This is a genomic window from Buchnera aphidicola (Formosaphis micheliae) (genome assembly GCF_039403185.1).
In the GTDB taxonomy this organism is placed as follows: Bacteria; Pseudomonadota; Gammaproteobacteria; order Enterobacterales; family Enterobacteriaceae; genus Buchnera_C; species Buchnera_C aphidicola_B.
This window is the reverse complement of record NZ_CP135047.1, coordinates 440,991-463,668: the sequence shown is the minus strand read 5'-3', so window position 1 is coordinate 463,668 and position 22,678 is coordinate 440,991. Positions and strand designations below refer to the sequence as shown.

The following is a 22,678-nucleotide window of genomic DNA, read 5'->3' as shown; positions in this document are numbered from 1 at the left end:
TTTATTTTTAGTTTAATAATGCCTGGTAAAAATAGTGTTATGGAACCACCTGAAACCATTCCGAACTCAGAAGTGAAACATTTCAACGCCAATGATAGTACGGAGTTTCTCCGTGTAAAAGTAGGACATTGCCAGGCAACATATAAAAAACAACCAAGGATAAATTTATCCTTGGTTGTTTTTTATATGTTGCCTGATAAGTTTTAATAGGTATATGTTTTAAATATGTAAATTTTATTATATTATAAATAAATTAACAGTTATTAAAACTATTATTAATAATTTAAAATCTTGATTAATCAGGTACAATACTTATAATTTATTAGTCATATTAAAAAATAAATTATTTTTTTAAATAAAATTTGATTAAATTTAATAAAATTTTTTTTACTAGCTTATTGAATGAGTTAGTTTATATTTTCATGTAAAGGTAATATAGATGTCGAAGATTAAAGGTAATGTAAAGTGGTTTAATGAGTCTAAAGGATTTGGTTTTATAACACCTGAAGATGGAAGTAAAGATGTATTTGTTCATTTTTCAGCAATTCAAAGTAATGGATTTAAAACGTTAACAGAAGGTCAAAGTGTTGAATTTGAAATTACTGAAGGAGCTAAAGGACCTTCTGCTGCTAATGTAGTTAGCTTATAAGAATAATGTATTTATTATTTCAAATGCAAAATTTATAGTGCAGTTCTATTAAGTGCTGCACTATTATTTTTGTATGGTTGATTAGATTATATAATCTATTTTACTAATAAAAATATATTATATATTTATTTTATTTTTTAAAATATATGTTACCTCTTTTATTACAAAAAAATATTATAACACCATTCTTACTAAATTAATTTTACTTAATTCATGGTATAAAATTTCTATTTCAGAAAAATTTTTAGCGAATACTGTAATAGAAATAGATAAATAATTACCTTTATTGCTTGATTTAATATTAGGGGCATAATCTCCTGGTAGTCTTAATTGAATTACTTTAACGATTTTATCTACTAACTCTGGTTGAGCTAATCCTATTACTTTATAAGTAAAGGAGCAAGGAAATTTTAACATTTTTTCTAATTTCGTTTTCATTTTTAAGACTCTTGTTATGTATTTTTTAGAATAAAAAATACTATTAAAATTTCTTTTTATTACAACGTGATAATATTTTATTTTATAATAAAAACTTACTAATGTTTTTATCTTTTACTAAATGTAATATATTACATATTTTTATATTAAAAGATTTTTTTGACATATTTTCTCTATTTTTATTTTAAAATATATTTTTTATTATCCTATAATATAAATGATAAGTGGAATAGTATTAAATTAGAATAGATAAAAAAATAATCAATTTAACATATTTGATTATTTTTTATATGAATAAATAATATATAAATTATTTATACAAATAATTTATATATTATTTATGGTGTTCTTTTACATATTTTATTTTTTATTAGTTTTTTTGAAGAGATTTATTTATGTTAAAAATTTTTAATTCTTTAACTAAAAAAAAGGAAAATTTTAAACCAGTTTTTTTGAATCATGTTAATATGTATGTTTGTGGAGTAACTGTATATGACTTATGTCATATTGGGCATGGAAGAACGTTTATTATATTTGATTTAATTGCGCGTTATTTAAGATATTGTGGATATACAGTTACATATGTACGTAATATTACTGATATTGATGATAAAATAATTAATGTTTCTTATAAGAAACATAAATGTATGAATTTTTTTGTTAATAGTATGATTAATGAAATGCATAAAGATTTTACAGAACTTAATATATTACCACCAGATAAAGAACCGAGAGTAACTAATTATATACCAGTTATTATTCAAATGATTACTGAATTATTAAATTCTAATCATGCTTATATATCAAAAGAAGGAAATGTATTTTTTTCTGTTGATAGTGATATTAATTATGGTGTATTATCTGGACAATTTTTGAAATATTTAAGATCTGGTAAACGTATATGTAATAAAGGGATTATCAAAAAAAATAAATTAGATTTTGTATTATGGAAAGTATCTAAAAAAAATGAACCGTATTGGTGTTCTCCTTGGGGGAAAGGTCGTCCTGGATGGCATATAGAATGTTCTGCTATGAGCAGGTATCTATTAGGTAAAACGTTAGATATTCATGGTGGTGGATCAGATTTATTATTTCCTCATCATGAAAATGAAATATCTCAGTCTACTTGTGTTAATAAAAGTATTTATGCTAATTATTGGATACATTCAGGGATGGTAATTATAAAAAATAAAAAAATGTCTAAATCATTGGGAAATGTTTTTTTTTTAAGAGATATATTGAATAAGTATGATTCTGAAATTATTCGTTACTATTTATTATCTACACATTATAGACAACCTTTATTATATTCTGAAGAAGTTTTAAAACAATCTAGTATATCGTTAATAAGATTATATAGAGCTTTATATTCTACAAATTATAAAGATACATTGTTTCGTCATTCTATATTTGAGTTAGAATTTAGGAATGCTATGAATGATGATTTTAATGTTCCGTTGGTATTTTCCATATTATCTAATTTAGCAAAAAAAATTAATGTTTTAAAAATACAAAAAGATAGTATAGAAGTAAATAAATTAGCATCAGTTTTGTATTTTTTAGGAAATCAGTTAGGTTTATTATATAAAAATCCACATGATTTTTTTAAAAAACAGACTAAATTTCAAAAAATAGACATTACAACAATAGAAAAAATGTTATATATAAGGAATAATGCTAGAAAATTGAAAAATTGGACTCAAGCAGATAATATTCGTAAATATTTATTTAGTTTAGATATCATATTAGAAGATAATCAAAATGATACGTTTTGGTATAGTATTAAAAAATAATAGTACTTAGTTGTTTTTTAAATTATCATGAAAATTTTCACAAGCATAAAGAGTATTTTTTAATAGTGAGATAACAGTCATAGGTCCAACACCTCCAGGAACAGGAGTAATATAGGATGCATTTAAACAAGCTGATTTGAAATGCACATCTCCCACTATTTTTCCATTATTTAATCTATTTATACCAATATCTATTATTATAGCTCCTGGTTTAATCCATGTTCCATGAATAAAATTTGGTTTTCCTACAGCCACAATTAGTAAATCAGCATTTTGTACATGATATTTTAAATTCTTCGTAAATCTATGAGCGATGGTTGTAGTACATCCTGCTAGTAGTAATTCTAAACTCATTGGTCGACCCACTATATTAGATGCTCCTATCATTACAGCATGTAAACCATAAGTATTAATTTTATATTTTTTTAATAATGTTATTATCCCAAATGGTGTACATGGTCTTAATTTAGGATATCTTTGAGAAAGACAACCTATATTATAAGGATGAAAACCATCTACATCTTTTTTTGGTAAAATACTATTAATTATATTTTCTTTATTAATGTTTTTAGGTAAAGGTAGTTGTATTAATATTCCATCTATGCAGTTATCATTATTTAATTGATTTATTAATTTTAATATTTTTTTTTCAGTAATATTTATAGGTAAATGCCAATTTTTTAAAATAAATCCAACTCTTTTACAAATTGTTTTTTTTTTATTGATGTAAATTTTTGAAGCAGGATCGTTTCCTATTAAGATTACTGCTAATCCAGGAGCTCTTTTGCCTAATAATATTCTTTTTTTTACAATTTGTTTAATATTTTCCTCTATAGTATTAGAAATTTTTTTACCATCTATAATATTTGCTGTCATATAATAACTCAACTTTACAAAATTATTTATTAGTTTTATTATATCACTTATAAGCTACATTGCTATATTGTATTTTTTAAAAAGTATTTTTTTATTAAAAAATAAATGTATTATATATATATATGATAATATATATGATAATATATATTTAGATTATTTTTTTTTTAATTTTTATATAAAATATAATTTTTTATAAATAAGTAACAATCCGCACCCTTAGCTCAGTTTGGATAGAGCAACGGCCTTCTAAGCCGTAAGTCACAGGTTCAAGTCCTGTAGGGTGCATGATGGATGATGGATGATGATATATGTAGTAAATTAGTTTATTTTATTGAATAAATATTTTTTCCAATTGTTTGTGTATAATCAGTGGAGTCAATTGCGCATTAATTATGTAATATTTAATATATCCTAACTGTTCTTCTTTTTTGTAATATTCAGCTAAAGGAAGAGTATATTTTTGGTATTCTTCAATTCTTTTATTTATTTTTTCTTCATTATCATCTTTTCTAACAGTAAGTTTTTGACCTGTTATATCATCTATATTTTCTTTTTTTGGTGGATTATATTTTTTATGATAAATTCTACCAGATGGGATATGAATTCTCCTACCTTTAATTCTATCTATTATTAGTTTATATGATAGCTCAAATTGAATAACATAATCTATCTTAATATTCATATTTTTTAAAGCATGTGCTTGTGGTATAGTCCGTGGAAATCCATCTAATACAAATCCTTTTCTGCAATCTATTTGATGAATTCTTTTTTTTGTTAATTGAACAATAGTATTATCGTCAACTAATTTTCCTTCATTAATGATATCGTTGATTTTTTTATTATATTCGTTGTTTTGTGTTGTATTGCTTCTTAAAATATCTCCCACAGATATGGTAGGAATACTATATTTATTAGTAATAAAATTAGATTGAGTACCTTTACCTGTACCTGGAGGACCAATAAAAATAATACGCATGAATTATTCCTTGCTATAAAATATCACTGTATTTTTATACATATAATTTTATAATAAATAATTAATTATTTTTTTGTATACATTCATACATATATTTACTTAATGACTTAACAATAAATTAATTCTATTAATAAATTGATTTGGATTATCTAAATTACCTTTTTCAGCTAATAATGCTTGTTCTAGCAAAAGTTGAATCCATTCATTAAAGATTATGGAATCATTTACGTTCATTATTTTTTTTATTAAAATGTGATTTGGATTTATTTCAAATATATATTTTATTGGTGGTATGTTTTGACCTGCAGCTGAAAATAATTTTGCCATTTGTGTAGTCATTTCATTTGTGTCAGTCAATACTATTGATGGTGTATCAATTAATCTATATGTAATCCGTACGTCTTTTACTTGATCTTTCAATATAGTTTTTACTTTTTTAATGAAATCGTTTATGTTTTCTTCTACATTTTTGTCTATTTGATTATTTTTTTTTACTAATTTATTCAATGATTCATCATCTTTACTAATAGACTGAAATTTTTTTCCTTGAAATTCAGTTATATAATTCATCATCCATTCATCAATTCGATCAAAAAGTAATAAAACATTAATGTTATGTTTTTTAAAGAATTCTAAATGAGGACTGCTACTGGCAGCAGCATAACTATCGGACGTAATATAGTAGATTTTATCTTGTTCTGTTTTCATATTTTGAATATAATCAACAAGTGACATATGTTGTTCTGAATTATTTGAATTAAGAGAAGAAAATCTTAATAAATTAGCAATTTCATTCTTATTAATTGAATCTTCTGCTGGTCCTTCTTTTAGTACTAGTCCAAATTGATTCCAAAATATTTTATATTTTTCAGGATCATTTGTAGCTAATGTTGTTAACATATTTAAAACTCTTTTAGTTAACGATCGACGTAATTTTTGTATAATATGATTATCTTGTAGTATTTCTCTTGAGATATTTAAAGGAAGATCATTTGAATCAATTAGACCCCTGACAAATCTTAAATAATTTGGTAGAAATTGTGATGCATCATCCATAATAAAAATTCTTTTTACATATAGTTTTAAACCATGTTTGTTTTCTCTATTCCATAGATCCCACGCAGATTTTTCTGGAATATATAGTAAGCTTATATATTCTTGATTCCCTTCTACGTGATTATGACTCCATATGAGAGGTTTATTAAAGTCATTTGTTATATGTTTATAGAATTCTTGATATTCTTCTATTTTGATTTCTGTTTTATTTAATGTCCATAACGCTGTTGCTTTATTAATTTGTTCCCACGTACCCGTTTTTTTTTGTTCGTCAAAATTAAATATTTTTATTGGAACAGAAATATGGTCGGAATATTTTTTTATTATATTTTTTATTTTCCATATATCTAAAAATTCTTTTTCTTCTTTTTTAAGATATAAAATTATTTCTGTTCCTTGTTCTTTTTTTACAATATTGTGAATTGTATATTCACCTTGACCTGATGATTCCCATTGTATTCCTTCTTCTGATAAATTTGTAGCAGCTCGAGTTCGTACTAATACTTTTTCTGATACAATAAATGATGAATAAAATCCTACTCCAAATTGTCCTATTAATTGATTATCTGTTTTTTTATCATTCATTAGTGAATTAATAAAATCTTTAGTACCTGATTTAGCAATAGTTCCTAAATTGTCAATAATTTCTTGACGTGTCATTCCTATACCATTATCACTAATTGTTAACGTGTTTTTTTCTTTATTAATGTAAATAGTAATACATCCATTAGAAAAATTTTTATGTATTTCTTCTGAAGTGATAGATTTAAATCTCAATTTATCTATTGCATCAGATGCGTTCGAAATTAATTCTCTAACAAAAATTTCTTTATTAGAATATAGGGAGTGAATCATTATATGTAATAATTGTTTTATTTCTGATTTAAATTCATGTTTTTCTTGTGTTTTTATATTCATAAATAATCCTTAATTATATATCGGTAGGATATTTTATATTTGAGTATGATGTTACATGCAATAAATTAATTTTTTATTAGTTAAAGCACATTTATTTAATTTATTATATACAATATCATTATTTTTTTAAATTGGAAAATTGAATTCGTTAGGTAAATCTACTCCTGAAGAAATTGTTGTCATTTTTTCTTTATGAGCTTCAGAAATTTTTCGTTCTGCATCATTGAATGCAGCAGCAGTTAGGTCTTCTAGCATTTCTTTATCATCTTTTAGTATTATACTAGAATCAAATTCTACTTTTTTACAATGATGAGCACCGTCGATAGTTATTTTGACTAATCCAGCACCAGATTCGCCTGTTACTTCTAGAGCAGTAATTTCTTTTTTAATTTTTGACATTTTGTCTTGCATTTGTTGAGCTTGTTTCATTAAATGACCTAATCCATTTTTAGTAAACATTTTTTTCTTCTTTATACATGTAATATTGTTAGATTTAATATTGGTTAAAATTATTTTTTTTAATAAATTAGTTTGAATATATTATATCAGTTATTGATTAGAGAATAGAAATATTTTTTTTAGTTTACATAATTAATTTACGGGTATTTTTTATATTTAATGTTTTTAGTAAAGCCATTTCAGTACCAATTTTATAGCTTGGTGCCATGTATAATTCTTTTCTACTTAATAACAATGCTTGGTAATATAATTGAATATCTTCATTATTTGTTTTGCTTGCTATATTAGATAACATATTTTTTTCATGTATACTATAATTTGAATTATCCCATAGTGATGGCACTGTTTGTAACATGGCAATGTTATATAATGTTCTAAGAATTTCAATTAAAATTGAGTCCCAGTTAACTCCTTGATTGGCTATTTTATTTAATAATAAAAAAATTTTATTTGCATCTTTTTTTAGTAAAGCTATAGTTAATGATAAAGATTGTAAAGCATTTATTGTACCTATCATATGAGTAACGTCTTGAAGTGTTATAATTCCATTGCCCATAGATATTGCTTGTTCTGTTAAGTTTAATGCGTCTCTTAAACTACCCGCAGCTGTTCTAGATATTATTTGTAAGGCTTCTAAATCATATTTAGTGTTCTCATAATGTAGTATTTTTTTTATTTGATATATAATATCATTAATGTCTAGTTCTCTTAAGTTAAATTTTAAACAACGGGATAATATAGTATTGGGAATTTTTTCTGGATTCGTTGTAGCTAAAATAAATTTTATATGTTTTGGGGGTTCTTCTAGTATTTTTAAAAGAAAGTTAAAACTATATCTAGAAAGCATATGCACTTCATCTATTAAATAGATAGTAAATCGTCCTTGTACAGGTGAATATTGGATGTTATTGAGTGACTCTTTTATATCTTCTATTTTAGTTTTAGATGCAGCATCTATTTCTAATAAATCGATGAAATTACCTTTTTCTATTGATTGACAGTTAGAACATATTCGACAAGGGTTAGAAGATATTCCTTGTTTACAATTTAAACTTTTAGCTAATAATCTTGAAATTGTTGTTTTTCCAATACCTCTGGTACCAGAAAAAATCCAAGCGTGATGATTTTTTTTTAGAGATAAAGCATTTGAAATAGCTTTAATAATATATTTATGACCTATGACTTCGTTAAAAGATTGTGGTCTCCATTTTCGTGCTAATGCTTGATAATAGTTCATATATTTTAATAACTTAATTATTTTGTATTTATATATTTTACTATATTTTTTTATAATTAAAATATTTATAATAATATTTTTTTAAATATACTTGCAAAAAAAAAATTTTTATATAAAATAAAATATATAAGTATTTTAATCAGTTTATTATAAAGATAGTACTCTATTAGCACTTTTTGTACTGTATTCTTAAGAAATTGGTCAGATTTGGAAAAAAGCAGCCATATTAAGTAAACAGGTACTTAAATTAAGCTAATAGAGTCTTTTTTATTAATATAAAAAATATTTTTAAGTTTATTTTTTTAATATTTTTTAATTTGTGTTTTAATCATTTTCCAATAATATCCTTTTTTTTGCATTAGTATTTTGTGGGAACCTTTTTCGACTATTTTTCCTTGATGAAGTACTACTATATTATCTGCTTTAATAATAGTAGACAATCTATGAGCAATTACAACTAAAGTTGAAAACTTTCTTATTGATAACAGTGCATTTTGTATATTTTGTTCAGTTTCAGAATCTATATTAGCTGTAGCTTCATCTAGTATTAATATTTTTGGATTAACTACAAATACTCTAGCAATAGCTATTAATTGTTTTTCTCCTACAGATAAATTATTTCCTTTTTCTCCTAAATTTGAATAAATTCCTTGCGGCATTGATTGTACTAAAGATGTGAGTTGAACCATGTTTAAAACTTGCCAAATTTTTTTTTCTGATATATGTCTTCCTAAAGTGATATTAGTCAATATAGAATCAGCTAGTATTAAAGGTTCTTGTTGTACCATTAATACTCCTTTTCTTAATGTTTGATGACTTAAAGAATGTATTGGGCGTTTATCGATATAAATTTTACCTTGATTAAATGAATAATAACCCATTAACAAATTAGCGAGTGTACTTTTTCCACTACCTGTATGACCTATAAATGCTGTAAATCCTTTTGAAGGGATAATTAAATTAATATTTTTTAAGGTATAAAATGTGTTGTTATGGTAAGAAAAATTTAGGTTTTTGATTTCAATAGATCCACTATTTAATTTTAGTAAATCTGATCCGTATATTTGATTTGGTGTATCTATTAATTCAAAAATTCTTTCACCTGAAACAATAGCTTGTTGTAATATCGATTGTTGTGTAGTAATCGCAATTAATGGTTCATTTAATCTACCGAGATAACTAATAAATGCATATAGTACACCTATTTCAAATAAATGAGTAGAAAATATATTACATGATATAATTAAACCACATAAAATAATTGCTGAAAATAAACTTAATAGGGGTCTTAGTAGTAGACCATCTAATCTTAAAATTTTCATACGAGCTAAATAATGTAATTTACTATTTTTTTTAATGCATTGTTTGAATTTTTTTTCTTGATTAAATTGTTGAATAATTTGCATTCCATTAATAATTTCATTAAATTGGTTATTTGTATTTTCTGTATATTCTTTTACTTTTCTTAATATTGGAGTACTATATTTTTGATAAAAAAACATGACCATAATTACCATGGGAAATATAATTATAGCAATACTAGCCATATGCCATTCTAAACTAAACATAGCTATTAATGTAACACAAATTAATACAATACTACGGAATACTGTTGCAATAACCGTATCATATAGTTCTTTAACTATTTCTGTATCATTCGTAATTCTAGATATTATTTGTCCTATTGGTTGTGTATCAAATATATACAACGGTTGTTGTAAAGCGGATTTAATTACATCTAATCGTAAGTTCTGTACTATTTTTACTGCAGTTTTATTGAATAAAATTGTTTGATAATAATTTAATGTTACTGAAGATATTTGTAACATTATAAATCCAATAATAATAAAAACGATTAATGTAATATTAAGATTATGAGAAACAACAATATTATCAATGAAGTAACTAATTAGTATTGGTCCTAATACTTCAGTAATAGATGCTATTATTAAACATAAAAAAGCGATAATAAGTTGTTTTTTCCAAATACTTATATATTTTAATAAACGATTTAATATATTCCAAAATCTAGTTAAGTCATGAGAAGTATTGAATAACATATTAATATTATATCCTTATTATCTTAAATACTTAACTTTTGATAATTATACATAATTTTATACCATTTTTCTTCTTTCATTAAAGAGATATGTTTACCTAATTGAGAAATATAACCATTATTTAGTACAGCTATTTTATTACAATTAATTAATGATGATAATCGATGTGAACTAATAATTAATGTATGTTTTTTTTCTTTCCATTTCTGAATGTTTTTTAATATTATTTGTTGACATTCTATGTCGATAGCAGATAGTGCATCATCTAGTATTAATATTTCTGGATTCATTAATAATGCTCTAGCTATTGATATTCTTTGTTTTTGTCCTCCAGATAATATAACTCCATATTCTCCTACAGGAGTATTATATTTTTTAGGAAATAAAATAATATCTTTGTGTATATTAGCTAGTTTAGCTGCTTTTTCAATCATATAAGGTGTAGCATTAGGACAACCTAATGAGATATTATTTGCAAGAGTATCTGAAAACAAAAAAGATAATTGATTTACTATTGCAATACGTTTACGCCATTCTGTAGTTTTATAATGAGATAATGATGTATCATCATATAATATATCTCCATCGTTTATATTAAATTGTTTTTGTATTAAATTTAATAATGTACTTTTTCCTGATCCTGTTGGTCCACATATACCTAAAGATTCTCCTGGATATAATTTAATATAAATTTTTTTTAAAATGTTTTTATTAGTATTTGGATAAGAAAAATTATGAATTTTGATTTCTAATTTTTTAGGTGTTAAAGGAAAATTTTGGATTCCTTGTTTAGTTAATAGATTGTTTTTCATCATTAATTGAATTCTTTCCCAAGCAGCACTTCCTCTTTCTACTATATTAAACATCCAGGCTAGTGCCAACATAGGCCAAACCATAAGTCCTAAATACATAATAAAACTTGTTAATTGTCCTAATGTAATTTCTTCGTTCCAAATTAACCAGCCACCTCCTATTATAGCAAGTAAGTTAGATAGTGATATTCCTAAATGTATAGTAGGATCAAATTTGGCATCTATTTTTGCAACTTCCATATTTTTTTCACCAGCTATTTTAGCTACTAAATCAAATTTTTGACATTGTTCTATTTCTAATCCAAAAGATTTAATCATACGAATATTAGTTAAACTTTCTTGTGTTTGATTAGTTAGAGAAGAGAATGCTTTTTGAGCTTTATGAAAAGTATTGTGTAATTTTTTTCCATGTTTTTTTATAATTAAAGCCATCATTGGCATAGGTAATAATGATAAAAATGTCAATTTCCAGCTAATTTGTGTAATCATAATTATTAAGACTGAAATTCCCATAATTAATGAGTCCACAAGTGTTAGAACGCCTTCGCCTGCAGCAAATACAACTTTATCTACATCATTAGTTGCTCTAGCCATTAAATCGCCAGTGCGATATTTTAAGTAAAACGTGGAATTTTGATAGCTGATATAGTCATAAAATTTAACCCTTAATTTAATGGCTAATTTATAAGCTGCTCCAAAAAGTAAAATTCTCCAGATATATCTTAAAATATAAACTAATAAAGCTGTTAATAGCATTAAGATAATCCAATAGAATATTTTCGTATTATTAATCTGTTTTTGCATAACTAAATCAACAATCATTCCCACTATTTTAGGAGGTAATAGCTGTAAAATAGCAATTGCAATTAGTAAAGAGATAGCGCCTAAGTAACGTTTCCATTCACAAGTAAAATACCAACTTAGTTGATTAAATAATTTCACAAAAAATTCCTAAAAGTTATACTAATGTTTAATGTGGTATAAAAATTTAAAATTTAGTTGTTGAAGTATTTGCAAAAATATACAGTAATAATTTTGTATTATTTTTATGAATTTATTACGTAAATTTAACATTAAATATTGATTAAATAATAATCTAATGTTGTATTATTTATAGTAGCTTATTATCTTATTTGTATATATATTATATATTTATTTATAAAAAATATGTTTGTATTCATTTATTATGAATTAAAAAATAGACGTGTATTTATATTAATAAAATTTAATTTTTGACAAAAATAGAATATTTTTTAGAATTTTTTTAGTTTATATTGTATTAAATTATGTTTTCATTTCTAAGATATTTTTGTTATTTTTAATAAATAATTAATATTATATATATTTCTATTTAATAACAATAAATTTTTTATAGATAAGTTGTTAAAGAAAATATTTATTAATCTATAAATTATAAGTAAATAGAATAAATGAAAATAAAAAAATTTAATAGAATAATAATGTATTTAATATAATGTCAAATATATTTTATTTATATAAAAAAATAAAAAACATAAATATAAAATTAAAATTATTAAAAGTATATCCTTAATTTGATCTAAGATACTATAATATAGTTTTTTATCAAATTAACAATATTCTTATATTACACAGTAAATTTATAAAATTTAGTATTTTTATTAAATAAAAAATGTTTTTTTATATATAAAAAATAAAATTTTTTTGAATTATTTTTTTATTAGTAATTTAAAATTAATGAAATTAATTTTAATAACAGTATTGATTTATTATTTGATATATATTTATTTCATAAAATAAGTTATAATATAATTAATTCTAATAATTTATTTCACTTATTGGTGTGAATTTTTTATATTTGTTTTTATTATTTTTTCATAAAAAAATTATTTTAATTTATGAAAACAAGTTGATAAAATATATGCATTTTTTTTCAACTTGTTTATTTATATAAAAAATATTAATATTATTCAGTTGTAATAATGTAAGGTTTTTTTTCTAAAGCTAAATTTAAAACTTCTTTTATATTTTTGACTGGATGAATGCATAAGTTTAAAACTATATTTTTTGGTATTTCTTCTAAATCACGTGTATTTTCATAAGGAATTAATACTGTTTTAATTCCACCACGATGAGCTGCTAATAATTTTTCTTTTAATCCACCTATTGTTAATATTTGACCACGTAAAGTAATTTCACCAGTCATAGCTATACTAGAATGTACAGGGTTATTTGTTAAAGAAGATACAATAGCGGTACACATTGCAATTCCAGCGCTAGGTCCGTCTTTTGGAGTAGCTCCTTCTGGTACATGAACATGTATATCGTGTTTTTCATAAAAATTATCTTTAATTCCTAAAGTTTTTGCTTGAGCTCGTACCACAGTTAATGCAGCTTGAATTGATTCTTGCATAACTTCTCCTAATGATCCTGTATAGATTAGTTTCCCTTTTCCAGGAACACAAGTTGTTTCAATTGTTAGTAAATCTCCTCCAACTTCTGTCCATGCTAATCCTATTACTTGTCCAATTTGATTTTTATTGCTAATTTTCCCGTAATCATAACGTTGGACGCCAAGATATTTTTTTAAGTTTTTGCAATTTATATTGACATGTTTTAATAGTTTATTTAAAACTAATAATTTTACTGTTTTACGGCATATCTTTGATATTTCTCTTTCTAAATTTCTTACTCCTGCTTCACGTGTATAATAATTAATAATATTAGTGAGTGCATTATCAGATATTGTTAATTCATCTGAATTTAAAGCATTTTCTTTTATTTGTTTTGGTTTTAAGTATGATTTAGCAATATTTAATTTTTCATTTTCTGTGTAACCAGATATACGAATAATTTCCATGCGATCTAATAATGGAGCTGGAATATTAGTTGAGTTGGAAGTAGCAACGAACATTACATCAGAAAGATCGTAATCTATTTCTAAATAATGGTCATTAAAAGCAAAATTTTGTTCTGGATCTAATACTTCTAATAAAGCTGATGCAGGATCGACTCTCATATCACAAGACATTTTATCGATTTCATCTAATAAAAATAATGGATTTTTTACTCCTATTTTTGCCATTTTTTGGATTATTTTTCCAGGCATAGATCCAATATAAGTACGACGATGTCCCCTAATTTCAGCTTCATCACGTATACCACCTAAAGCCATTCTAATATATTTTCTTCCTGTTGCTTTGGCTATTGATTTTCCTAAAGATGTTTTTCCTACACCAGGTGGTCCTACTAAACATAAAATAGGTCCTTTTAGTTGATTGGTTCTATTTTGGACAGCCAAGTATTCTAGAATTCTTTCTTTGACTTTTTCTAGACCAAAATGGTCTTGATCTAATGTTTTTTTAGCTATTTTAATATCTTTTTTTATTTTACTTTTCATATACCATGGAATTTGAATCATCCAGTCTATATAACTTCTTACCACAGTAGCTTCTGCAGATATTGTTGACATTAATTTTAATTTTTGTAATTCAGATTTACTCTTTTTTTTTGCATCTTTTGGCATTTTAGAAGCATGAATTTTTCTTTTTAACGTTTCATATTCATCAGGTATATCGTCTATTTCTCCTAATTCTTTTTGAATAGCTTTCATCTGTTCATTCAGATAATATTCTCTTTGGCTTTTTTCCATTTGTTTTTTGACTCGATTTCTTATCTTTTTTTCAACTTGTAATAATTCCATTTCTGATTCCATAATAATCATAAGATGTTCTAATCTTTTATCTATTTTAGTAATTTCTAAAATAGATTGCTTATCAGATAATTTCATAGGCATATGTGCAGCAATAGTATCTGCTAATTGTGCGGCATTATCTATGTTGTTTAAAGAATTCAATATTTCTAGAGGAATTTTTTTATTCAGTTTAAGATAAGATTCAAATTGATTTATTGTAGTTCGAATCAATATTTTTTGTGTTTTATTTTTAATGTTTGGAGTAGGTATTAATTCTATTTCTGAACTAAAATAGTCTCCATTATTTTTTAGGTCATATATTTTTGCGCGTTGAAGTCCTTCTACTAAGACTTTAATAGTTCCATCAGGAAGTTTTAACATTTGTAAAATAGAAGATATAGTCCCGATAATGAATAAATCATCCATTTTAGGTTCATCTATTGATGCTTCTTTTTGTGAAACTAACATAATTTTTTTATCTTTTTCCATGGATGCTTGAATACATTTTATTGATTTATCTCGACCCACGAAAAGCGGTATTACCATATAAGGGTAAACTACTACATCTCTTAACGGCAAAACGGGAATTTCAATTTTTGTGGCAATTTTAAGATTCATATTATTCTCTTTTATAATATAATTTCTTGAAAATATCGATATTGTATAATTAACAGGTATTATATTTTAAATATATAGTGAGTATATAGTAATCAATATTGAGTGTTCAATGGATAAGTAATTTTATATAATAAAAGGGGAAATGTTTCCCCTTATTTTAATTTATTGTGCAGTAATTTTATATTTTTCTTTATGTATTTGGTTAGGTATAAGTATAGAATCTTCATGAACACATTCTGGTACAGATTTACCTTGTACCGTTGATCTATCGACAATTACTTTTTTAATATTTTGCATAGAAGGTAAATCATACATAGTATTTAATAAAATATTTTCTATAATTGCACGTAAACCTCTTGCTCCAGTTTTTTTATTTATTGATTTTTTTGCTATAGCTGAAATAGCTTCTTTATTAAATTCTAATTTAACACCGTCTAATTGGAATAGATATTGATATTGTTTTGTTAATGCATTTTTTGGTTCGCATAGGATTCTAATAAGAGTTTTGTGATCTAATTTATGTAATGTACTAACAATAGGTAATCTTCCTATAAATTCAGGAATTAATCCAAATTTAATTAAATCTTCAGAATTAACTTTGTTCAGTAGTTTATCATGACTTATTTTATTTTTTTTATTTGAAACAGTAGCATGAAATCCAATACTTCTACCTATTTCTATTCTATGAGTAATTATTTTTTCTAAACCAGAAAATGCACCTCCACATATAAATAGTATTTTTGATGTATCAACATGTAAAAAATCTTGTTGTGGGTGTTTCCTTCCTCCTTTCGGAGGTACAGATGCTATAGTTCCTTCGATTAATTTTAATAAAGCTTGTTGAACACCTTCTCCAGAAACATCTCGAGTAATTGAAGGATTATCTGATTTTTTTGAAATTTTGTCTATTTCATCTATATAAATTATTCCAATTTGAGCTTTTTGTATGTTGTAATTACATTGTTGAAGTAATTTATGTATAATATTTTCTACATCTTCTCCTACATATCCAGCTTCTGTTAAAGTAGTAGCATCAGCAATTGTAAATGGTACATCTAAAAACTTGGCGAGTGTTTCAGCTAGTAAAGTTTTTCCACTACCTGTAGGACCAATTAGTAATACATTACTTTTTCCTAATTCAATTTTATTATTTTTATTTATATTATAAATTCGTTTGTAATGATTATATACAGCTACAGCTAGTATTACTTTAGTTTTTTCTTGTCCAATAACATAATTGTCTAGATGAGTTTTAATTTGATGAGGAGTTGGAAATGGTTTTTTTATTGTATTATGTGTAGATCTTGTGATAGTTTCTTCATTAATAATGTTATTACATAAAGTAATACATTCATTACATATATATACTGATGGTCCAGCTATTAATTTTAATACTGCTTGTTGGTTTTTTCCACAAAATGAACAATATAAGAGTTTTTTAAGTTCATCTTGTTTTTTATCAAACATTATTAATTTCTCCTATTAAATATGAGTAATATATTTTACTGGTCAAAAAAATAAATGTATATTTTATTAAATGATATGAAACATGATTTTTTATAAAATATATTATTCATTTCTTCTTGTTAGTATTGAATCAATTAATCCATAACGGATTGCTTCAGATGCTGAAAGAAAATAATCTCTTTCTGTGTCTTTATTAATTTTTTTTAATGAATTACCAGTATGTAAAGCTATAATTTTATTGATTTTGTGTTTAATTTGAGCAATTTCATTAGCATGTATAGCAATATCTGAAGCTTGACCATGAAATCCACCTAATGGTTGATGAATCATAATTCTAGCATTAGGTAAACAAAATCTTTTTCCTTGTTCACCTGTTGCTAAAAGTAATGCTCCCATTGAGCAAGCTTGTCCTATGCAAATTGTATTAACGCTTGGTTTAATAAATTGCATAGTGTCGTAAATAGACATACCAGATGAAATTATACCTCCAGGAGAATTGATATACAGATATATATCTTTTTTAGGATTATCTGATTCTAAAAATAACATTTGAGCTACTATAGAATTAGCGTTTATATCATCTATATTACCTGTAATAAATATTATTCTTTCTTTTAGAAGACGTGAGTATATGTCATAGGAACGTTCTCCTTTTGATGTTTTATCTATTACTATTGGTATTAAGTTATTTTGAGTGATTTTATTTTGTTTATCATATGACATTATTTTACCTATTAATATCTATTAATACATATTTTTAAATTTTTAAAATAGTTTAGAATATTTTTTTAACACAATAGTGAAAATATTTATGCATTTTTTATGTTTCTTATAAACAGTTGACAGATTATATTGAATAATATTTGAATAAAGCATATTTTTTAAATAAAAAATTTAATATTTGATTATATCAGATTATTTTATTTATACTTTTATACTGATTAGTAAAGCGTATTTTTAAAATATATATTTTTAATGTTGTAACGATCAATGTAAAAAGTAGTTTAATTATTTTTCATACGTATATTCTATATAATAAAATTGGTTGTTTTTACGGAACGTTAATGATTGAGAGTTACATATTTTGTAAAATTATTTATATAGTAAATATTTTTTTACTAAATTTTATAATTTTTATTTAATTTATTTTATATTAATATAATCGATGTATTATAGTATATTTACTACATATATTTTAGTAAGTAGCACAGTAATAATATTGTATAATATAAAAACATATATAGTAGTTGATGTTATGATATATAGGATATGTTTTATAGGTTAAAATAATTTTTGATTAATATTATTATATTTTGTGCAAGTAGGTGAAATAATTTCTTTATTTTTTAAATCTCGCCATTCATTATGAGTATAAGTATATAGGGATATACTATGAATTTTATATGTTTTTATTGTATTTAATAGTAGTTGATAAATTATTCGATGTCTTGTTAATAATGTTTTATTAATAAAATTGTTGCTAACAATTATAATTAAAAAATGTGTAAATTTTTTATTTAATAAATTATGTTTATGACTTTCATCGTAAATTGTAACATTTTTTTTTTGAAATTTTGTTAGTAGTTGTTGCAATAGTGTATTTTTCATACTTTTCTTATATTTTTATTTTTTAATGAACGTTTATTCTTATGAGAATAAAAATTGTATTATAATAGATATAGTGTTATTAAAACAATATAATATATAAATTCCTTTGACAATAAGTGTTATATATTTTATATGAGTCAATATTATTTTTAGTATTAATATTTTTATTCTTGGAGTTATAAAATTAAGATATGAATATAAAAAAAAATATTTTAATTGTATTTTTCAATTATTTTTATTATATAAATAGTTGTCAAAGTGCTGTATTAAATCCACATGGATATGTAGCTATGGAACAACGTTCACTGATTTTAATATCTTTTTTTATGATGTTAATTATAGTGATTCCAGTAATTTTAATGACTTTATTTTTTATTTGGAAATATCGAAGTGTTAATATACATGGAATATATACTCCTGATTGGAATAAATCATATTTAATAGAAACATTTATTTGGGTAGTTCCTATTTGTATTATTTGTTGTCTTTCTGTTTTGTCATGGAAATCAACTCATCGTTTAGAACCTAGTAAACCAATGATTTCTGTTATTAAACCAATTAATATAGATGTTATATCATTAGATTGGAAGTGGTTATTTATATATCCTGATTATAAAATTGCTACTATTAATGAAATTGTATTTCCTGTGAATACACCAATTAATTTAAGAATTACTTCTAATACAGTGATGAATTCTTTTTTTGTTCCTGATTTAGGTAGTCAAATATATGCTATGGCAGGTATGATAAGTAAATTAAATTTATTAGCTAATCAATCAGGACATTATAAAGGATTTTCTTCTAATTATAGTGGCAATGGTTTTTCGAATATGAAATTTTCAGTAATATCTAGTTCAAATAAACAATATTTTAATCAGTGGATATTAAAAATAAAACATGTTCCCTATACTTTAAAAACTATCAAAATGTTTAATTATCTTGCTAATTCACATAACAAGTTTAATACTCAATATTTTTCTGATGTTGATTGTGACTTATTAAATAAGATTGTTAAACAGTATAAAAATTAAAAAATTAATATATGATATTTTTACATAATTAATAAAATATATTATTTAATTTTATACTAAATATTAAAGGATTGTATATGTTTGGAAAAATTACGTTAGACGCTATTCCTTATCATGAACCTATTATCATGACTACTTTTTTTATAATTTTTTTTATTTTTAGTGGTGTATTGGGAATAGTGACTTATATGGGGCGTTGGAAATATTTATGGTCAGAATGGTTTACTTCAGTAGATCATAAAAAAATATCCGTTATGTATATTATTCTTGCTCTTGTGATGTTATTTCGTGGTTTTGTTGATGCTATTATGATGCGTATGCAACAAGTGTTATCCTCCTCTTCTGAGCACATTGGTTTTTTGTCTTCTCATCATTACGATCAAATATTTACTGCACATGGCGTTATTATGATTTTTTTTGTTGCTATGCCGTTAGTGATAGGTTTTATGAATTTAGTAATTCCATTGCAAATTGGAGCAAGAGATGTAGCTTTTCCTTTTTTAAATAATTTAAGTTTTTGGTTAACTGTTAGTGCGGCTATTTTAATGAATATATCTTTATTTTTAGGTGAATTTGCTCAAACTGGTTGGTTGGCTTATCCTCCATTATCTAATTTACAGTATAGTCCCGGTGTAGGAGTAGATTATTGGATTTGGACTTTACAGATTTCAGGAATTGGTACAACTTTAACTGCTATTAATTTTTTAGTTACAATATTAAAAATGAGAGCTCCGGGTATGAATATGTTTAAAATGCCTGTTTTTACTTGGACTTCTTTGTGCGCTAATGTATTAATTTTATTTGCATTTCCTGTTTTAACAACAACGTTAGCTTTATTAACTTTAGATCGTTATTTAGATTTTCATTTTTTTACTAATGATTTAGGAGGTAATGCTATGATGTATGTTAATTTAATATGGATTTGGGGTCATCCTGAGGTATATATTTTAATTTTACCTGCATTTGGTATTTTTTCTGAAGTAGTTTCTACTTTTTCAAAAAAATCTTTATTTGGATATCATTCTTTAGTTTGGGCAACAATTGTTATTACTATTTTATCGTTTATTGTTTGGTTACATCATTTTTTTACGATGGGAGCCGGAGGAGATGTGAATGCATTTTTTGGAATTGCAACTATGATTATTGCTATTCCTACAGGAGTGAAGATATTTAATTGGCTTTTTACTATGTATAGAGGTCGTGTTTATATGCATTCTTGTATGATGTGGACTGTTGGTTTTTTAATTACTTTTTCAATAGGTGGAATGACTGGTGTATTGTTATCTTTACCGGCTGCTGATTTTGTATTACATAATAGTTTATTTTTAGTTGCTCATTTTCATAATGTTATTATAGGTGGGGTAATTTTTGGTTGTTTTGCTGGTATTACATATTGGTTTCCTAAATTATTTGGTTTTATTTTAAATGAAAAATGGGGAATTCGTGCTTTTTGGTTTTGGTTTTTAGGTTTTTTTGTTGCTTTTATGCCACTTTATGTTTTAGGATTTATGGGTATGACTCGTCGTATTAGTCAAAATATTGACTCTGAATTTCATGTTATGTTAATTACAGCTATGATAGGTGTGTTATTAATTTTAATAGGAATAATTTGTCAAATTATTCAATTTTTTGTTTCTGTTCGTGATTCAGCTTTTAATATGGATTTAACCGGTGATCCGTGGAACGGTAGAACTTTAGAATGGTCTGTTTCATCTCCTCCTCCTGTTTATAATTTTGCTAATATTCCTATAGTGAAAAGTATAGATGAATATTGGAGAATAAAAAAGTTAAAAGTTCATCAGTCTATTAAAAAAACTTACTCTGATATTTATTTACCTAAAAATACTATTTATGGTATTTTCATTAGTTCGTTTTCCTTAATATGTGGTTTTTCTGCTGTTTGGCATATTTTTTGGATGTTTTTTACGTCATTAATAGGGATAATTTGTTTAATAATTATTAAAAGTTTTAAGAATGAAATTCATAATATTATTTCTTGCAAACAAATTGATAAAAACGAAATAACTCGTTTGAAAAAATTACAAAAGTGGGTTAAAAATGACATTAAATAATAATATGTATACTGTTCAAAACAAGTTAACGTCTCAACATAAAATAATTAATTTATCTAAACAATGTTTTGGTTTTTGGTTATATTTAATGAGTGATTGTATTCTTTTTGCAACTTTGTTTGCAGTTTATTTTATTATGAAAAATAATACCGCTTATGGACCATCTGGACAAGACATTTTTCAATTTACTACTGTAGTTTTTGAGAGTATAGCTTTATTATTAAGTACTATTACTTATACTATTGCTAAAATTTCTATATATAGAAAAAAAGAAATACAATCAATATTGTTTTTATTATTTACGTTATTTTTTGGATTAATTTTTATTATTTTTGAGTGTCGCGAATTTTATTCTTTAATATTAAAAGGATATGGACCTAGTCGTAGTGGTTTTTTGTCTGCTTTTTTTACGATTATAGTAACTCATGGATTTCATATTTTTTGTGGAATAGTTTGGATATTAATATTATTGTTACAAATTATTAAATTTGGTATTACGCGTATTATTGAAATACGTATTTCATGTCTGGGTTTATTTTGGCATTTTTTGGATATTGTATGGATTTGTATATTTACTTTTGTGTATTTAATTGGATTATATAATGTTTAATAATTATAAAAAAATACGAAATATGATTACTGTAATCAATTCTTATATATTAGGTTGTATTTTTTCTATTATATTGACAATTATTCCATTTTTATTAGTTAAAGTACAGGTTTTGTCAAATATAATATTAGATATTGTAATATCATTATGTGCTTTAGTGCAAATTGTTATTCATTGTGTATATTTTTTAAATTTAAGAATAGATAATAAGAATAAATGGAATATTATTACAATAATGTTTACTGTAATAGTAATTTTTATTATCGTGTCTGGATCTATTTGGATAATGTCTAATCTTACTTCTAATGTCATGTGTTATTAAAGT

At 24.0% G+C, this 22,678-nt stretch carries 18 protein-coding genes, 1 tRNA gene, 1 rRNA gene and 1 other RNA gene; 9 read left to right on the top strand and 12 right to left on the bottom strand.

Features of this window, described 5'->3' with window-relative positions:
• Nucleotides 1-21: 21 nt before the first annotated feature.
• Together rrf and cspE are read left to right on the top strand one after the other, a co-directional pair.
• Nucleotides 22-137: ribosomal RNA gene (gene rrf, locus RJX12_RS01940) — 5S ribosomal RNA — on the top strand.
• 302 nt (nucleotides 138-439) lie between these two features.
• Entirely contained in the window at nucleotides 440-649 is a 210-nt protein-coding gene (gene cspE / locus RJX12_RS01935; RefSeq protein ID WP_343192078.1) for a transcription antiterminator/RNA stability regulator CspE, read from the top strand.
• 174 nt (nucleotides 650-823) lie between these two features.
• Here cspE and ybeD read toward each other — a convergent pair whose 3' ends face one another.
• Entirely contained in the window at nucleotides 824-1,087 is a 264-nt protein-coding gene (ybeD, locus tag RJX12_RS01930; RefSeq protein ID WP_343192076.1) for a DUF493 family protein YbeD, read from the bottom strand.
• A 395-nt stretch (nucleotides 1,088-1,482) separates the two neighbouring features.
• Between ybeD and cysS the strand changes: the two genes are divergently transcribed.
• Nucleotides 1,483-2,880: a cysteine--tRNA ligase gene (cysS, locus tag RJX12_RS01925; protein WP_343192075.1), complete on the top strand. Its 1,398-nt coding sequence runs from the start codon at nucleotides 1,483-1,485 to the stop codon at nucleotides 2,878-2,880.
• A gap of 6 nt (nucleotides 2,881-2,886) precedes the next feature.
• On the opposite strand, the gene folD is transcribed toward cysS, so the two are convergent.
• Entirely contained in the window at nucleotides 2,887-3,756 is an 870-nt protein-coding gene (gene folD, locus RJX12_RS01920; RefSeq protein WP_343192074.1) for a bifunctional methylenetetrahydrofolate dehydrogenase/methenyltetrahydrofolate cyclohydrolase FolD, read from the bottom strand.
• Between the two features lie 210 nt (nucleotides 3,757-3,966).
• On the opposite strand from folD, the gene RJX12_RS01915 reads away from it, so the two are divergent.
• Nucleotides 3,967-4,041, top strand: a tRNA-Arg gene (locus tag RJX12_RS01915).
• A gap of 43 nt (nucleotides 4,042-4,084) precedes the next feature.
• Here the strand turns inward: RJX12_RS01915 and adk are convergent.
• The 4 genes from adk to dnaX form a co-directional block, all read right to left on the bottom strand.
• Complete coding sequence (gene adk, locus RJX12_RS01910) at nucleotides 4,085-4,732, bottom strand: adenylate kinase (RefSeq protein WP_343192073.1); 648 nt, start codon at nucleotides 4,730-4,732, stop codon at nucleotides 4,085-4,087.
• A 99-nt stretch (nucleotides 4,733-4,831) separates the two neighbouring features.
• Nucleotides 4,832-6,700, bottom strand: a complete 1,869-nt coding sequence (gene htpG / locus RJX12_RS01905) for a molecular chaperone HtpG (protein ID WP_343192394.1) — start codon at nucleotides 6,698-6,700, stop codon at nucleotides 4,832-4,834.
• Nucleotides 6,701-6,832: 132 nt separating this feature from the next.
• Nucleotides 6,833-7,165 (bottom strand): YbaB/EbfC family nucleoid-associated protein, encoded by a 333-nt coding sequence (locus tag RJX12_RS01900; RefSeq protein ID WP_343192072.1) that lies wholly within the window; start codon nucleotides 7,163-7,165, stop codon nucleotides 6,833-6,835.
• A gap of 124 nt (nucleotides 7,166-7,289) precedes the next feature.
• Nucleotides 7,290-8,402 (bottom strand): DNA polymerase III subunit gamma/tau, encoded by a 1,113-nt coding sequence (gene dnaX, locus RJX12_RS01895; RefSeq protein WP_343192071.1) that lies wholly within the window; start codon nucleotides 8,400-8,402, stop codon nucleotides 7,290-7,292.
• 164 nt (nucleotides 8,403-8,566) lie between these two features.
• On the opposite strand from dnaX, the gene ffs reads away from it, so the two are divergent.
• An RNA gene (ffs, locus tag RJX12_RS01890) (signal recognition particle sRNA small type) lies at nucleotides 8,567-8,663 on the top strand.
• A gap of 41 nt (nucleotides 8,664-8,704) precedes the next feature.
• Here the strand turns inward: ffs and RJX12_RS01885 are convergent.
• The 6 genes from RJX12_RS01885 to RJX12_RS01860 form a co-directional block, all read right to left on the bottom strand.
• Entirely contained in the window at nucleotides 8,705-10,462 is a 1,758-nt protein-coding gene (locus tag RJX12_RS01885; protein WP_343192070.1) for a SmdB family multidrug efflux ABC transporter permease/ATP-binding protein, read from the bottom strand.
• A gap of 23 nt (nucleotides 10,463-10,485) precedes the next feature.
• On the bottom strand, nucleotides 10,486-12,216 hold the full coding sequence (locus RJX12_RS01880; RefSeq protein WP_343192069.1) for a SmdA family multidrug ABC transporter permease/ATP-binding protein: 1,731 nt from the start codon (nucleotides 12,214-12,216) through the stop codon (nucleotides 10,486-10,488).
• 1,003 nt (nucleotides 12,217-13,219) lie between these two features.
• Nucleotides 13,220-15,565: an endopeptidase La gene (gene lon, locus RJX12_RS01875; RefSeq protein WP_343192068.1), complete on the bottom strand. Its 2,346-nt coding sequence runs from the start codon at nucleotides 15,563-15,565 to the stop codon at nucleotides 13,220-13,222.
• A 162-nt stretch (nucleotides 15,566-15,727) separates the two neighbouring features.
• Complete coding sequence (gene clpX, locus RJX12_RS01870; protein ID WP_343192067.1) at nucleotides 15,728-17,032, bottom strand: ATP-dependent Clp protease ATP-binding subunit ClpX; 1,305 nt, start codon at nucleotides 17,030-17,032, stop codon at nucleotides 15,728-15,730.
• Nucleotides 17,033-17,134: 102 nt separating this feature from the next.
• The gene (clpP, locus tag RJX12_RS01865) at nucleotides 17,135-17,755 is read right to left on the bottom strand and encodes an ATP-dependent Clp endopeptidase proteolytic subunit ClpP (protein WP_343192066.1); all 621 of its coding nucleotides are present in this window, start codon (nucleotides 17,753-17,755) and stop codon (nucleotides 17,135-17,137) included.
• Between the two features lie 558 nt (nucleotides 17,756-18,313).
• Nucleotides 18,314-18,640, bottom strand: a complete 327-nt coding sequence (locus RJX12_RS01860) for a BolA family protein (RefSeq protein WP_343192065.1) — start codon at nucleotides 18,638-18,640, stop codon at nucleotides 18,314-18,316.
• A 191-nt stretch (nucleotides 18,641-18,831) separates the two neighbouring features.
• On the opposite strand from RJX12_RS01860, the gene cyoA reads away from it, so the two are divergent.
• The 4 genes from cyoA (at nucleotide 18,832) to cyoD (ending at nucleotide 22,675) form a co-directional block, all read left to right on the top strand.
• A complete protein-coding gene (gene cyoA, locus RJX12_RS01855; protein ID WP_343192064.1) occupies nucleotides 18,832-19,671 on the top strand; it encodes a ubiquinol oxidase subunit II in 840 nt (279 codons plus the stop codon).
• 77 nt (nucleotides 19,672-19,748) lie between these two features.
• Nucleotides 19,749-21,743: a cytochrome o ubiquinol oxidase subunit I gene (gene cyoB / locus RJX12_RS01850; protein ID WP_343192063.1), complete on the top strand. Its 1,995-nt coding sequence runs from the start codon at nucleotides 19,749-19,751 to the stop codon at nucleotides 21,741-21,743.
• Entirely contained in the window at nucleotides 21,730-22,353 is a 624-nt protein-coding gene (gene cyoC / locus RJX12_RS01845) for a cytochrome o ubiquinol oxidase subunit III (RefSeq protein WP_343192062.1), read from the top strand. Before cyoB ends, cyoC begins: the two co-directional genes overlap by 14 nt.
• Nucleotides 22,346-22,675, top strand: coding sequence for a cytochrome o ubiquinol oxidase subunit IV (gene cyoD / locus RJX12_RS01840; RefSeq protein ID WP_343192061.1), 330 nt, complete (start codon nucleotides 22,346-22,348; stop codon nucleotides 22,673-22,675). Before cyoC ends, cyoD begins: the two co-directional genes overlap by 8 nt.
• Nucleotides 22,676-22,678 lie beyond the last annotated feature (3 nt).

Bases quoted from the DNA above. Each gene is read 5' to 3' on its own strand.
- RJX12_RS01860 (WP_343192065.1), bottom strand. From the start codon at position 18,640: ATGAAAAATACACTATTGCAACAACTACTAACAAAATTTCAAAAAAAA.
- cyoA (WP_343192064.1), top strand. From the start codon at position 18,832: ATGAATATAAAAAAAAATATTTTAATTGTATTTTTCAATTATTTTTAT.
- cysS (WP_343192075.1), top strand. From the start codon at position 1,483: ATGTTAAAAATTTTTAATTCTTTAACTAAAAAAAAGGAAAATTTTAAA.
- adk (WP_343192073.1), bottom strand. From the start codon at position 4,732: ATGCGTATTATTTTTATTGGTCCTCCAGGTACAGGTAAAGGTACTCAA.
- cyoC (WP_343192062.1), top strand. From the start codon at position 21,730: ATGACATTAAATAATAATATGTATACTGTTCAAAACAAGTTAACGTCT.
- folD (WP_343192074.1), bottom strand. From the start codon at position 3,756: ATGACAGCAAATATTATAGATGGTAAAAAAATTTCTAATACTATAGAG.
- cspE (WP_343192078.1), top strand. From the start codon at position 440: ATGTCGAAGATTAAAGGTAATGTAAAGTGGTTTAATGAGTCTAAAGGA.
- clpP (WP_343192066.1), bottom strand. From the start codon at position 17,755: ATGTCATATGATAAACAAAATAAAATCACTCAAAATAACTTAATACCA.
- clpX (WP_343192067.1), bottom strand. From the start codon at position 17,032: ATGTTTGATAAAAAACAAGATGAACTTAAAAAACTCTTATATTGTTCA.
- cyoB (WP_343192063.1), top strand. From the start codon at position 19,749: ATGTTTGGAAAAATTACGTTAGACGCTATTCCTTATCATGAACCTATT.
- dnaX (WP_343192071.1), bottom strand. From the start codon at position 8,402: ATGAACTATTATCAAGCATTAGCACGAAAATGGAGACCACAATCTTTT.
- lon (WP_343192068.1), bottom strand. From the start codon at position 15,565: ATGAATCTTAAAATTGCCACAAAAATTGAAATTCCCGTTTTGCCGTTA.
- RJX12_RS01885 (WP_343192070.1), bottom strand. From the start codon at position 10,462: ATGTTATTCAATACTTCTCATGACTTAACTAGATTTTGGAATATATTA.
- cyoD (WP_343192061.1), top strand. From the start codon at position 22,346: ATGTTTAATAATTATAAAAAAATACGAAATATGATTACTGTAATCAAT.
- RJX12_RS01900 (WP_343192072.1), bottom strand. From the start codon at position 7,165: ATGTTTACTAAAAATGGATTAGGTCATTTAATGAAACAAGCTCAACAA.
- ybeD (WP_343192076.1), bottom strand. From the start codon at position 1,087: ATGAAAACGAAATTAGAAAAAATGTTAAAATTTCCTTGCTCCTTTACT.